Raw genomic sequence first — 13104 nt, 5'->3', positions numbered from 1 at the left:
GAGCCAGTGAGTACCACTTCGTATAACTGCACCAATGAACCCCAGCGCGCCGAAGGATTGGCGCACGCCCAGAAGGCCATCGCGGCCAAACAGCTAGTTGTCATGCCGACGGACACCGTCTACGGCATTGCCGCCGACGCATTTTCCCCGCAGGCGGTTGCCACGTTGCTGGCCGCTAAGGGCCGCGGCCGCAACATGCCCCCGCCCGTTCTGATTCCGCGCATTGGCACCATGGAGGGGCTGGCCACTGATATTCCCGACGACGCCCGCAAGTTGGCGGAGAAGTACTGGCCGGGCCCCCTGACCTTGATCTTCCACGCCCAGCCGTCACTGACTTGGGACCTGGGTGAAACCGTGGGCACCGTGGCACTGCGCGTGCCAGATGACCAGCTTGCGCTGGATCTGCTCACCCTGACCGGGCCGTTGGCTGTCTCCAGCGCCAACCGCACCGGGCAGCCTGCCGGGCAAACCGCGTCGCAGGCACGGGAGCAGTTAGCCGAGTCCGTCGAGGTGTACCTGGAATCCGGGTTCAGGCCCCTTGAGGGCACCGAGGCGGTGCCCTCGACCATTGTCGATGCCACCGGACTGCGCCTGCGTGTTGTCCGCGAAGGTGCCATCTCCCTCGCCGAGATCCAGCGCATGATCCCCAGCGCCCTCGGCAACGTACCGGAACCGGAAGTCTGGTCCCCGCCGAGCCTGGAAAAGACTGCGCCGGAACCTCAAATCTGGTCCCCGCCGAGCCTGGAAAAGATTGACACCCCGGATCTTGAGACAGAGGTGTCGCCAGAGACAGCCAACGATCAACTGGGGCAGGACAGGTCCTCTCCGGAAGAGCACTAGCTCCTAGTCTTCATCGCCACGTGCCTGCCGCAAGACGTCGCGGAGCGCCGGTTCCGGGACCAGCCCGGCTCGTTCGGCCCAACCAGGGCTCTGGGCCTGGCCAAACCACATGAGCTCCACCCTGCGCAGGGGCCCCTGCAAGCGTTCACCTGCCAGCTTTGAAATGCCATATCCTGCCGCCAGGATGCTCCGGCACAGCCACGCTGGCAGCCGCAACGGGTTCCGTCCGCCGGCTGCGGAGAGGACCTCAGTGACGTTCAGCCCCTCCCATGGTTGCAGGACAAGGGCAGGTACCGCGGTGCCGTGCAGACCGGTCTCCACAACAAACCACGCCAAGGCGTTGATGGAGCTGACAGGTGTCTGTGCCGTCCCCGGTGATGCCACGGACGCAAGGGGGGAGGCTGCTATCCTGACCAACGACCGCGTGGTGGGTCGGGTGGGCCCCTGTACCGACGTCGCCCTGACGGTCACCACGGCGCCTCCCACTGTGTCTCCCGCGAGAATTTCCAAAACTTCCTCACCACGTGCCTTGGAACGGGAATACGCCGAAAAGGGTGCCCGTGTAGGGCTTTCGTCAATGCTGGCGGTGTGGCCCTGGACAGAGGCGCTGCTCAGATGAACAACGCGGCGCACACCGGCAGCGCGTGCGGCAAGGACTACCATGGCCGGCAACAAGGCGTTCGCCCCGGTCAGTTCTGGCGATTCACCGTCCCCGGGGGTGGCCAGGCCAGCGGCGTTGATCACCACATCCGCGCCGTCAAAGACGCGGCGCAGGGTCGCAAAAGAGGGTTCCTGGGGGGAGCTGGCCACGGCAACGGCCTCAGCGGCAATTTCCTGTGCCGTGCTTGCCTCGCAGCGCAGCCGGGGAGCAGACACCGCCGTCACCGGCAAGGCGCGTCCCTGGAGTTCTGCCATGAGTGCCGAACCTACAAAACCGGAGGCACCCACCACCACCCAGCGCGAAGGCCTCGAATTCTCGGCCTCGCTGCGCACCACGCTACGCACCACGCTTCAATGGCGGCATCGGGGCCCAGGAGGAGTCGCTAAGGATACGCCGGGATTCCCGCCAGCCGCGCCAGAGCTTGGCACTACCGTGCAGTGTCTTCTCGACGGCGAGCAAACGGAAAACTTCCTTGGCGGCCGTCAGTGCTGTGCCGACGGCGAAACCAACAGGGTTGTACTTGCCATGGGTGCGTAAGTACCCGGCCACCAGACCGCGGTTGCGCATCATATAAAAGCGGCTCAGATCCGAGGAGTCATTGAGGTGCCGAATGCCCAGATCGATGCTTCGTTGCGCCCTGGCCTTGTGCAGTACAAAGGCGTTGACGTACATGACGGGGCGTTCTTGCGAGATGAGCCAGCCGTAGATGACGTCGTCCCCGGTGATGAAGAACCGGGGGTCGGGCAGCCCCGCACCGGCCACGGCGTCGGCATGCACCAGCATCCCTTCAAAACAGCCGACATTGGTTGAAAATTCGTTGCTTCCCTTGAATACATCCCCTGCCACGGGAAGGTGGATGCCTAGAAAATCATTGAACCTGTGCTGCCAGAAGAAAGGCTTGCCAACGGCGTCGTAGCGGCGCCCCACGATGGCGTCGTATTTGTCCATCCACTGACCCAACGCACCGATCGCGCCGGGAACGGTGGTGACGTCGTCGTCCATCAACCACATCCACTGGGCGCCCTCAGCCAAGGCGCGATCCACCCCCGCACTGAAACCGCCTGCACCACCGACATTTTCGCGCAGCTCATGGTGGATTACCGGAACCGGCACCGGCAGGGCAGCCAATTTACGCTGCGCCCCTTCCACCACGGCAGCCGTACCGTCGGTGCTGGCATTGTCCACCACGATCACCCCGTCCGGGGGCGGGGACAACGAAGCGATAGAAGCAAGCAAATCGTCGAGGTAGTCGCAACGATTGAAGGTGGTGATGACGATGAAAAACCGTTCCCGACGGCCTGGCCTCAAAATTTTTGGCCCTTGATGGGACCAAATTTGGTCCCTCGTAGCCCTGCCCCATAGGTGCCAGCCCACTTGAGGAGGCCCCTCACGTCGCCCTTTTTGAGGAAGTACAGCGGGTACCCCACAACGTCGGCCACAAAGGAGCGGACGCGACGGTGCTTGCGGGTGAGATAGCCGCGATTGCGGTAGTAGTAAAACCGCTTGAATGGTGTTTCGGGAACCAGGACGTGGAGCCGGTCGCCAATGAGCTCGTGCACCTCGCCCCAACCAACCGGGTGGGTTAGTGCCACCGTGGTGACGGTGCCGAACTTGACCTTGGCCGCACGAAGCCGCAGCATGAAATCGACCTCGTCACCGCGGATGAACAGGCGCATATCCGGCAGGCCCACCTTGAAGAACACGTCAGAGCGCACCAGTGCCCCATTGAAGAACTGGCCCACATTTTCAATGAAGCCCAGCGGTTCAACCACGGAGCGATCATGCGTGAGGTGCCCGTCAAGACGGAAGGGGAAGGACAGCTTCTCCGGTTGTCCTGGGGCCACAATCAAGGGCACCACCACGTCCAGGCCGCGTTCCTTGGCGGTGGCCAACAGCGTGGCCAGGCAGTGCGGATCTTCCGGGTGGGCGTCGTCGTCCATGATCCACACCCATTCGGCACCTGAGGCGATGGCGTTCAGGATGGCCAGGGAAAAACCGCCCGCCCCGCCCAGGTTCGCCAAGGAGCGCACATATGTAACGGGGGAGGGGGCCTGCGCGGCGATGCCCGCCACAGATTCCGTGCCGGAGTCCACCAGCGCAATGGCATGCGGGGTGTGGGTTTGCTGTGAAAGGGCACCCAGCAAGGTGCTTACGTCCTCAGGCCGGTCAAAGGTGACGGCGGCCACGGCCACGGTATCTTGCAAGTGAGGATCCTCTCGGCCGGAGCTCAACGCGCACGGCACGGCTAATACAGTGAGTAATCTTGGAAGCGATTACTATTCATTAATAGCTTCCACTTTAGTACAGCCCGCTTCCTCGCAGGCTGTCGAAACAGATGACCGCAAAGCGCGAGCCACAAAACCGGGCAGAAAACGGAAATACGAATCACGTTGAACAAGTCGAGCAACCAAGTATCTAGGCTACCTGCCACCCCCTCCGCGGATGGCGACAACAAACCCCGCCTCTGGCTGTGGTCGCAGGCCATTTTGGACTCGCTGGCCTGGGCCGTCGCCTTGGTTTTGGCCGTGTTGCTGCGGTACGAACTGGATGTCAACCTCATCAACGTCCCCGGTATGGTGGCGCTCATTGCCGTCGCCGTGGTGACCCAACTCATTGCCGGCTGGTCGTTGGCACTGTACCGCGGGCGCTACACCTTTGGCAGCATCCACGAAGCTCGGGTGTTGATGGCGGCAACCTTGATTGTCGCCGCAGTGACCAGCGTGTTTCTCTTCCTCACGATCAACGAAACACAAATGGCGCGGTCCGTCGGGGTCATCGCCTTCCCGTTTGCCGCCCTGCTGATGGCGGCCGTGCGCTATGCCAAGCGTCTTTACGTGGAAGGTAAGCCCACCTTTGGCGAGGAAGCCCAACGGACCCTCATCTATGGTGCCGGTTTCCTGGGCAACTCACTGGTCACACGGATGGTGCAGGACCCGGAATCGCCGTACGTGCCTGTGGGCCTGGTTGATGACAATCCGGCCAAGAAGCACCTGCGCCTAAGCTCCGTGGGCGTCTTGGGCCAGGGTGGAGAACTGCCCGAGCTCATCAAGCGCACCAAATCCACGGTGTTGGTGCTGGCCATGGCGCACCTGGACGCCAAGAGGATCAGGGAAATCTCAGACACCGTCTCCGGGCTGGGCGTGAAGGTGCTGGTGCTGCCGCCCCTGCAGGAGATGCTCACGGCGGACAACAACCGGGACAACAAGGGCGGTTTGACCGATTTTCGCGAGATCGACGTCCAGGATTTGATTGGCCGCAGCCCCGTAGACATTGAGGTGGAGCAGATTGCCGGCTACATCCGCGGTAAGCGGGTGCTGGTCACCGGTGCCGGCGGTTCCATCGGCTCGGAGCTGTGCCGGCAGTTGAACGGCTTCGGCCCGGCAGAGCTGATCATGCTGGACCGGGACGAATCGGGCCTGCAACACACGCAGCTTTCGATCTTTGGCCATGGACTGCTCAACGACAACTCCACGGTGCTGGCAGACATCCGTGACGCGGATTCCTTGAATGAGATCTTCGCCCAGCGTCGCCCCGAGGTGGTATTCCATGCGGCCGCGCTCAAACATGCTCCGCTGCTGCAGATGTACCCCAAAGAGGGATGGAAGACCAATGTCCTGGGCACCTTGAACGTTTTGAGTGCCGCCCGCAGTGTGGACGTGGAGACCTTTGTGAACGTCTCAACCGACAAAGCCGCCAGCCCCACCACGGCGCTGGGCCACTCCAAGCGGGCCGCCGAGAAACTCACCTCTTGGATGTCCGGCGAAACAGGCAAACGCTATGTTTCGGTCCGGTTCGGCAATGTCATTGGCAGCCGCGGCTCCATGCTGCCGCTGTTCACCGAACAGATCAACAACGGCGGGCCCGTCACCGTCACACACCCAGATGTCACCCGATTCTTCATGACCATTCCCGAGGCGTGCCAGCTCGTCATCCAAGCCGGAGCCATCGGCCACGGCGGTGACGTGCTGATCCTGGACATGGGTGAGCCGGTGCGCATCATGGACGTGGCCGAGCGCATGATCGCCATGTCCGGTCGGGACATCAAGATCGAGATCACCGGCCTGCGCCCGTCGGAAAAGTTGCACGAACAATTGACGGGGGACGACGAGATCAAGGATCCCGACGGCCACGTGAAGATATCCCACACCCACGCACGCCCACTGGCACCCTCCGAGCTCAGCCTGGAGTTGTGGCTGGAGCGTTGCAGGGATGAAGCGGGCGGGCAGGCTCCGAGTATTGACGAGTCCGACGGCGACGTCGCGGCGGGGGCATGATGAACATCGGAGCCCAGATCGTGGTCGGCGCCATCGCCTTGGTGCTGGCACTGCTGCTGCCGTTGGTGGTGCGTCCCCTGCTTTCCAAGGCGGGAATGCTGGATGTGCCCAACGCCAGGTCCTCACACCAAACCCCCACCATTCGTGGCATGGGAATTACGACGGCGGTCGCGTTGTCCCTGGCCCTTTTGGCCGCTATTCTACTTCCCCAGGGCGACGTTGACGGCGCACGCGCCCAAGCCACCCTGACGGTGATATTGCTGGTCGCTGTGAGTGCAGCCGCCATAGGCTGGGTTGAAGACATCAGGGGCCTGGGCATCAAGGTGCGGGCATCCTTGCAACTGGGTGTGGGCGCACTGGCCACAGCGGCCGTGGCCATCATCGATCCGGGCGCCCAACAATTGTGGTGGATTCCCGCCGGGGCAGTTGCCGTTGCCGCCTACATCAATGTCACAAACTTCATGGACGGCATCAACGGGATTTCCGGAACGCACGGACTGCTCGTGGGCGGTTTCTACGCGTTTGCCGGTGTCATGAGCGACACGCAGTGGCTGGTTTACGCAGGGGTGGCCATTGCCGGCGCGTTTGCAGGCTTCCTGCCGTGGAACCTGGCCAGAAACAAGGTCTTCTTAGGAGATGTGGGCAGCTACTTGCTGGGTGCCGCCATAGCTGTCACGGCGATGGCTGCGTTCTTGGCCAAGGTTCCCGTGGAGTATATTTTCTCTCCCGTACTGATCTATCTGGTGGACACCTTCGTGACGTTCCTGCGTCGCCTGCTCGCTGGGGAACGCTGGTACGCCTCGCACCGACAACATGTCTATCAGCGCTTGAACATTGTGGGGCTCAGCCATATGCAGGCAACGGGAGTTGTCTGTGCTGCAACGGCGCTAGTGAGCATTCTTGGAATAATTGCGGCACAAGGCGAGCCCACCGTGCAAATTGTTGCCACCGCCTTGTGCGTGCTGGTGGTGCTGGCATACCTGCGCACCCCCACCTTGTTTCAGCGGTACCTGCGCCGCAAGGCGGGCAACAATGTCGCTGGCTAGCCATGTGACGCCGGTCAAGTCGGAGTCGACTTCTATCTGTTGTAGAATTTGTGGTGGTGACGTTCTCCAGTCACTGTCTCCCGGGTTCGCGGGCTCGACCTCCCCAGTGATGGAGCTTCCATGACGGACAAAAGTGCCATAAACGGTGCTGCGCGGGGCCAGAATTTTGCCTCGGGTCCTTCAGCTGGTCCCAGTTGGAACATCCTCAAGAAATGTTTAGGGGTGGGATTGCTGGGCTTGGCCGTCATGGCCATTTTGGCGTTCTTCTTCACGGATGTGCATGGCATGCTCAGCGTGCTATTCGCTTCCTTGTTGGTTATGGCCTTCTTTGGCTTGAGCCTTCTCGTGGGTCACCTCGTTGCTAAGAGGAAGCCGCAGGCGGTGATGAACGCATTCTTCTTGAGCTACATTGTGAAGGTCTTCGGATTCGCGGGGGTGCTCCTATCACTAGGAGTCCCCACCTGGCTGAACAAGCCCTGGTTTGCTGGGTCGGCCGTCGTGAGCGTTTTGTTGTGGCAGGCCACCGAGGTGGTTGTTTTTAGCAAGCAACGGTTCCTCTTGTTCAATGAAGACGCTCCGGGGACCGGCACGCAGACAAGCAACTCAAAGGACAGTTCCAATGACCAATGAGGATGAATCCGATTCGCAGCCTGACCACGTCGTCATGCCGCTGAATTCGAATGCCGGGAAGCTGGACTACACCTACATTGTTGGCGGAATTCTGCTCTGGTGTTTGATAGGGTGGGGACTGAACTTTCTATTGCACACTAGCTGGATTGTGTTTGCTGCTGCTCCGATCGGGGCGGTGTGCGGCTTTTTTCTGGCCCGGCATCATCAACGGCACGGCAGCCGCGACGATGGTCGGAAGCAATGAAAGCCGACACCAGACTTTTTCACGGTGCTGACCATCTCCTGATGGGCCACCACATTTGCCCTTTGACCGAAACTGCAGAGAGGACAGCGCGTTGACCGCGTTTGCGCTTCCGATGGCCTCGTATACCGATAAGTTCATCCCACCGACGATCAGTGACACCCACCTCCCAGACCTCCTTCCCTGGATGGCCGAATACGGCACTGGGTTTGGCAAGCAGATGTTGATGATCATCTTTTCGGTGGTTTTGATCTCTTGGTTCTTTATGGCCGCGATCCGAAAGCCGAAATTGGTGCCGGGTCGGGTCCAGTTCTTAGCCGAAGGCTTCTACAGCTTCGCCCGCAACACCGTTGGCCGGGACATCATGGGTGAGAAGAACTTCCGCCCCTGGGTTCCGCTGCTGTTCGCGACGTTCATGTTTGTCTTCCTGAACAATATTTTCGGTGCCATTCCGTTCCTGCAGTTGCCATCGTTCTCACACGCTGGCAGCGCGTACGCCATGGCATTGATCATTTACTTCGTCTGGATCGGCGTTGGCGTACAAAAACACGGCATCCGCTACTTCAAGCTGGCAGTAGTTCCCACCGGTGTCCCCGGCTGGATTCTGCCGCTGCTGGTGCCGTTGGAAATCATCTCGAACTTCATCGTTCGCCCGATGACGCACTCCTTGCGTTTGATGGCGACGATGCTGGCCGGGCACATGATTGTAGTTCTGGCCGGCAGTGGCGCCGCGTACTTGATCACCCAACAGGACAACATCTTGCTCAACGCCACCGGCGTGGCAGTGGTTGCCGGTTCCGTGGCCATGTACTTCCTGGAGCTGCTAATCATGGTTCTGCAGGCATTTGTGTTCACCCTGCTGACAGCGATCTACATCCAGGGCAGCCTGGAAGCTGACGCCCACTAAATTTTCACCAGTAACACCTACTAGTTTTCCTCGAATAAAAAGAATCACCTCACAACCTGCCGGCACAACGCCGGTATCTTGAAAGGAACGAAATAATGCACGGCTCCCTTAATATGATCGGCTACGGCCTGGCCACCATCGGTTCGGCAATTGGCGTGGGTATGATCTTCGCCGCTTACATCAACGGTGTTGCACGCCAGCCGGAAGCACAGCGCATCCTCCAGCCGATCGCCCTGCTTGGCTTCGCCCTTGCAGAAGCTCTCGCCATCTTGGCCTTGGTCTTCGCCTTCGTCATTGGTGCTTAGTCCCAGAACGACTTGGTTCCCCTCTTCGGGAGCTGGCGTTTATGGACAAAGTACAGAAAAGGATAAGTGAGAAATGATTACCGCAGAAGTAATCCTCGCTGCTAGTGAGGGCGCCAACCCGCTCATTCCTAACTGGTGGGAAATTCTGGTCACCGGTGTGGCTTTCGCTGTCCTGCTCTACGTGGTGAAGAAATTCATCGCACCCGCCTTTGAGAAGTCCTACACGGATCGTGTAGAAGCTATCGAGGGAGGGATTGAGAAGGCGGAAGAAGCCCAGGCTGAAGCCAACGCCCTCTTGGAGCAGTACAAGGCGCAGTTGTCGGAGGCTCGTACCGAGGCCAACAGCATCCGCGAGACAGCACGCGAAGAAGGTGCACAAATTTTGGCGGACCTAAAGGCGAAGGCTGCAGAGGAATCTGCACGCATCACCGCGCAGGCCCAGGTGCAGATTGAATCTGAGCGCGTTGCCGCAGTGAACTCCCTCCGCATCGAGGTTGGAACTTTGGCCACGTCGCTGGCGGGCAAAATTGTCGGCGAAGCCCTTGACGATGATGCACGCTCCAACCGTGTGGTCGAGCGTTTCCTGTCCGATCTGGAAAACCAGCAGAACGCGGGTGTATCGAACTAATGGCAGGTGTATCGAGCACGTCATTGGCAGCGGCACTTCAGTCTTTGGAGCCCAAGCTTGCCACGGCGTCAATCGCATTGGCCCAGGAGCTCTTTGGAATATTGGGACTCCTGGACAGCAACGCCGGCCTGCGCCGCGCCCTGACTGATCCGGCTCGTGAGAGCGGCGAAAAGGCTGCCCTGGTCTCTACCCTCATCGGTGGCAAGGTCAGCACGGAAGCAGAATCCACTTTTGCTTCACTGGTTGCCTCACGCTGGAGCTCGGCACGTGACATTGGCGATGCATTGGAAGTCTTGGCAGCAACAGCAGCGATAGCGGTTGCTGAAGGTCAGGCTGACGGCTCTGCCAACCTGGACAAGCTTGAAGAGGAACTCTTCGCGTTTATCCGTGTTGTTGGGTCCAGTCATGATTTGCAGCGTGCACTTGATGATGCGCAGGCAACAGATGAAGCTAAGAGTGCCCTGGCATTGAAGGTGCTTCCCCAAGCCAGCGCAGTGTCGGCGCTGTTGATCCGCCAGGCCGTCGTGTCCCCCCGGGGACTGAAGCCCACGGCACTGGTGCAACGGTTCGTGGAATTGGTTGCCAAACGCCAGCAGCGTTGGATTGCCTTCGTCAGTGTCACCCGTGACCTGAGCGCAGAGCAATTGAGTCGTCTGCAGGCCGGCTTGAACAATCTTTATGGTCGCGATTTGAAGATCAATGTCAATATCGACCCGACATTAGTCGGCGGAATAAAGGTTACCGTGGGGGATGAGGTTGTTGACGCAACCGCAGCCACCCGGCTGGCCGAGCTTCGCCGCCGGTTGGCAGTCTAGGAAAACGTTTTTCGTTTCCTAGCAGCCAGTCCACAACAGACTGAATCAAACATTTAGGCTGCTGCCCACACCTTTTGAGGTGGCAGCCACAACTTAGGAGAGCAGGGACTGCAGATGGCCGACTTGACCATCAATGCCGACGACGTCCGCAATGCCTTGAATGAGTTCGCAGCGTCCTATGAACCGGGCAACGCAGAGCGCGTCGAGGTTGGCCGCGTCACCACCGCAAGTGACGGCATTGCCAAGGTAGAGGGACTTCCCTCTGTCATGGCCAACGAGCTGCTTCGTTTCGAAGACGGCACACTGGGCCTGGCCCAGAACCTGGACACTCGCGAGATCGGTGTGGTCGTCCTTGGCGACTTCGCCGGCATCGCCGAGGGCCAGCAGGTTCACCGCACCGGGGAGATCCTCTCCGTGCCGGTGGGAGATAAATTCCTTGGCCGCGTCGTTGACCCCTTGGGCCAGCCGATCGATGACCTGGGTGAAATTGAGTCCGAGGGCCGTCGCGCCCTCGAGCTCCAGGCCCCTGGTGTCACCGAGCGCAAGTCGGTTCACGAGCCGCTGCAGACCGGTATGAAGGCTATTGACGCCATGATCCCGATCGGTCGAGGTCAGCGTCAGCTAATCATCGGTGACCGTCAGACAGGCAAAACGGCTTTGGCCGTTGACGCCATCATCAACCAGAAGGCCAACTGGGCCTCCAACGATGTCAAAAAGCAGGTTCGTTGCGTTTACGTGGCAATCGGCCAGAAGGCATCGACTATTGCTGCTGTTCGCCAGACCCTGGCTGACAACGGTGCCCTAGAATACACCACCATTGTGGCGTCCCCGGCATCCGACCCGGCCGGTTTCAAGTACTTGGCTCCCTACGCCGGTTCGGCCATTGGCCAGCACTGGATGTACGCGGGCAAGCACGTCTTGATCGTCTTTGACGACCTGTCCAAGCAGGCTGAAGCCTACCGTGCCGTATCACTGTTGCTGCGACGCCCGCCGGGCCGCGAGGCATACCCGGGTGACGTGTTCTACCTGCACTCCCGTCTGCTGGAACGTTGTGCCAAGCTCTCCGATGCCCTCGGAGCAGGCTCGATGACCGGTTTGCCGATCATCGAAACCAAGGCAAACGACGTATCGGCGTACATCCCGACCAACGTCATCTCCATTACCGATGGCCAGATCTTCTTGCAGTCTGACCTCTTCAACGCCAACCAGCGCCCCGCAGTGGATGTGGGTGTTTCTGTTTCCCGCGTCGGTGGTGCAGCACAGGTCAAGGCCATGAAGAAGGTTGCCGGTACCTTGAAGCTGGAACTGGCTCAGTACCGCGACATGCAGGCATTCGCCATGTTCGCCTCGGACCTGGATGCTGCGACCAAGCAGCAACTGACACGCGGTGCGCGCTTGATGGAACTGCTCAAGCAGGGTCAGTATGCTCCGTTCCCGATCGAGAACCAGGTTGTTTCAATCTGGATGGGCACCAACGGATACCTGGACAACGTTCCGGTGGAAGATGTGCTCCGCTTTGAGACCGAGTTCCTTGACCACCTGCGTCACCGCACTTCGATCTTGACCACGTTGGCTGAAACCAACCTGCTCGAGCCCTCGACTGTTGACGCGCTCAAGTCCAACATTGACGACTTCAAGAAGGGCTTCTTTGCGGAGGGCGACGACCAATTGGTTGGCGCCGGCCACGAAGAGTTCGGTGCACTTGCCGCCGAGGACGTCGACCAGGAAAAGATCGTCAAGCAGAAACGCTGACACCATCTCCCACTTAGCTTGTCGGTCCGTGATGACCGGCAAGCTAAGTATAGGAAAAGGAAAGGACAAACATGGGAGCCCAGATACGGGTTTACCGCCAGAAGATCGCGTCGACCACGTCGATGCAGAAGATTTTCAAGGCGATGGAACTTATCGCAGCGTCCCGTATTGGGAAGGCACGGGTACGTGTCACGGCTTCGTTGCCGTATTCCAATGCGATCACCCGTGCCGTTTCTGCCGTTGCGTCCCAGTCCGAGGTCGACCACCCGCTAACTACCGAGCCCGCACAGATCCGCCGGGCCGCGGTATTGGTGATGACTTCAGACCGTGGTCTTGCCGGTTCCTACTCCGCCAGCGTTTTGAAGCAGGCGGAGCACCTCATCGAATTGCTGCATGAAGATGGCAAAGACGTCACGACCTACCTGGTCGGCCGCAAGGCACAGGCATACTTTGACTTCCGCGGCCGCGATTACGCCAAGGTATGGACCGGTGGAACTGACTCCCCGGAATTTGAAACTGCACGTGAACTGCGCGAGGCCCTACTGCAGGACTTCGCAACAGACTTTGAAGAGGGGGGCGTGGATGAGATCCATGTCGTTTTCACCCAGTTCAAGTCAATGGTTGTTCAGGAGCCGACAGTAATTCGTCTGCTGCCACTAGAAGTCGTGGAGGAAGAAGTTGAATCCTCCTCCGACCTGTTGCCGCTGTACGAGTTTGAACCGGAGCCGGAAGACGTCTTGGACGCCTTGTTGCCGCGGTACATCGAATCACGCATCTTCGCAGCATTGTTGCAGGCGGCAGCTTCCGAGCTTGCCGCACGCCAGCGGGCTATGAAGTCCGCGGGCGATAATGCCAGCGATCTGATCAAGAAGTACACGCGACTTCGTAACAACGCCCGGCAGGCTGAGATTACGCAGGAGCTCTCCGAGATTGTTGCTGGCGCTGATGCGCTCAACGCCTCGTAGCTGCCCCATTCATACTTATTCAATGCCATCCACACAAGTG

14 protein-coding genes are annotated in these 13104 nt (G+C 59.8%); 11 read left to right on the top strand and 3 right to left on the bottom strand.

Translation table 11 applies throughout. The features are described 5' to 3' along the window. Nucleotides 1-6: 6 nt before the first annotated feature. Nucleotides 7-840, top strand: coding sequence for an L-threonylcarbamoyladenylate synthase (locus tag AOC05_RS10225; RefSeq protein WP_082357916.1), 834 nt, complete (start codon nt 7-9; stop codon nt 838-840). A 3-nt stretch (nt 841-843) separates the two neighbouring features. Here the strand turns inward: AOC05_RS10225 and AOC05_RS10220 are convergent, their stop codons facing one another. The 3 genes from AOC05_RS10220 to AOC05_RS10210 all read right to left on the bottom strand — a co-directional run bounded on the left by AOC05_RS10220 (nt 844) and on the right by AOC05_RS10210 (nt 3705). Next, nucleotides 844-1755: an NAD-dependent epimerase/dehydratase family protein gene (locus AOC05_RS10220; RefSeq protein ID WP_062009625.1), complete on the bottom strand. Its 912-nt coding sequence runs from the start codon at nt 1753-1755 to the stop codon at nt 844-846. A gap of 82 nt (nt 1756-1837) precedes the next feature. Continuing rightward, nucleotides 1838-2809 carry a glycosyltransferase gene (locus tag AOC05_RS10215; protein ID WP_062007130.1) on the bottom strand — a complete coding sequence of 324 codons (972 nt, stop codon included), beginning with the start codon at nt 2807-2809 and terminating at the stop codon, nt 1838-1840. Further along, a complete protein-coding gene (locus AOC05_RS10210) occupies nt 2806-3705 on the bottom strand; it encodes a glycosyltransferase family 2 protein (RefSeq protein WP_062007129.1) in 900 nt (299 codons plus the stop codon). Before AOC05_RS10210 ends, AOC05_RS10215 begins: the two co-directional genes overlap by 4 nt. Nucleotides 3706-3891: 186 nt before the next feature. Between AOC05_RS10210 and AOC05_RS10205 the strand changes: the two genes are divergently transcribed. From AOC05_RS10205 to AOC05_RS10160, 10 genes are all read left to right on the top strand, one after another. Next, nucleotides 3892-5775 (top strand): polysaccharide biosynthesis protein, encoded by a 1884-nt coding sequence (locus AOC05_RS10205; protein ID WP_082357914.1) that lies wholly within the window; start codon nt 3892-3894, stop codon nt 5773-5775. After that, nucleotides 5772-6821, top strand: a complete 1050-nt coding sequence (locus tag AOC05_RS10200) for an MraY family glycosyltransferase (protein WP_231687090.1) — start codon at nt 5772-5774, stop codon at nt 6819-6821. Before AOC05_RS10205 ends, AOC05_RS10200 begins: the two co-directional genes overlap by 4 nt. Nucleotides 6822-6941: 120 nt before the next feature. After that, nucleotides 6942-7451 carry a hypothetical protein gene (locus AOC05_RS10195; RefSeq protein WP_062007127.1) on the top strand — a complete coding sequence of 170 codons (510 nt, stop codon included), beginning with the start codon at nt 6942-6944 and terminating at the stop codon, nt 7449-7451. Next, a complete protein-coding gene (locus AOC05_RS10190; RefSeq protein ID WP_062007126.1) occupies nt 7441-7695 on the top strand; it encodes a hypothetical protein in 255 nt (84 codons plus the stop codon). The genes AOC05_RS10195 and AOC05_RS10190 overlap by 11 nt, the downstream gene beginning before the upstream one ends. 91 nt (nt 7696-7786) lie before the next feature. After that, nucleotides 7787-8599, top strand: coding sequence for a F0F1 ATP synthase subunit A (gene atpB, locus AOC05_RS10185; RefSeq protein ID WP_062007125.1), 813 nt, complete (start codon nt 7787-7789; stop codon nt 8597-8599). 95 nt (nt 8600-8694) lie between these two features. Beyond that, nucleotides 8695-8904 carry an ATP synthase subunit C gene (locus AOC05_RS10180; protein WP_062007124.1) on the top strand — a complete coding sequence of 70 codons (210 nt, stop codon included), beginning with the start codon at nt 8695-8697 and terminating at the stop codon, nt 8902-8904. Nucleotides 8905-8977: 73 nt separating this feature from the next. Then, nucleotides 8978-9532, top strand: coding sequence for a F0F1 ATP synthase subunit B (locus AOC05_RS10175; protein ID WP_062007123.1), 555 nt, complete (start codon nt 8978-8980; stop codon nt 9530-9532). Then, nucleotides 9532-10347 (top strand): F0F1 ATP synthase subunit delta, encoded by an 816-nt coding sequence (locus tag AOC05_RS10170; RefSeq protein WP_062007122.1) that lies wholly within the window; start codon nt 9532-9534, stop codon nt 10345-10347. The genes AOC05_RS10175 and AOC05_RS10170 overlap by 1 nt, the downstream gene beginning before the upstream one ends. A gap of 114 nt (nt 10348-10461) precedes the next feature. Further along, complete coding sequence (gene atpA, locus AOC05_RS10165; protein ID WP_062007121.1) at nt 10462-12099, top strand: F0F1 ATP synthase subunit alpha; 1638 nt, start codon at nt 10462-10464, stop codon at nt 12097-12099. 71 nt (nt 12100-12170) lie between these two features. Beyond that, entirely contained in the window at nt 12171-13064 is an 894-nt protein-coding gene (locus AOC05_RS10160) for a F0F1 ATP synthase subunit gamma (protein ID WP_062007120.1), read from the top strand. Nucleotides 13065-13104 lie beyond the last annotated feature (40 nt).

Origin of the sequence: Arthrobacter alpinus (assembly GCF_001294625.1) — a bacterium.
Classification (GTDB): Bacteria; Actinomycetota; Actinomycetes; order Actinomycetales; family Micrococcaceae; genus Specibacter; species Specibacter alpinus_A.
Note: the sequence above shows the minus strand (reverse complement) of the source record. Positions and strands in the feature narration are given on the sequence as shown.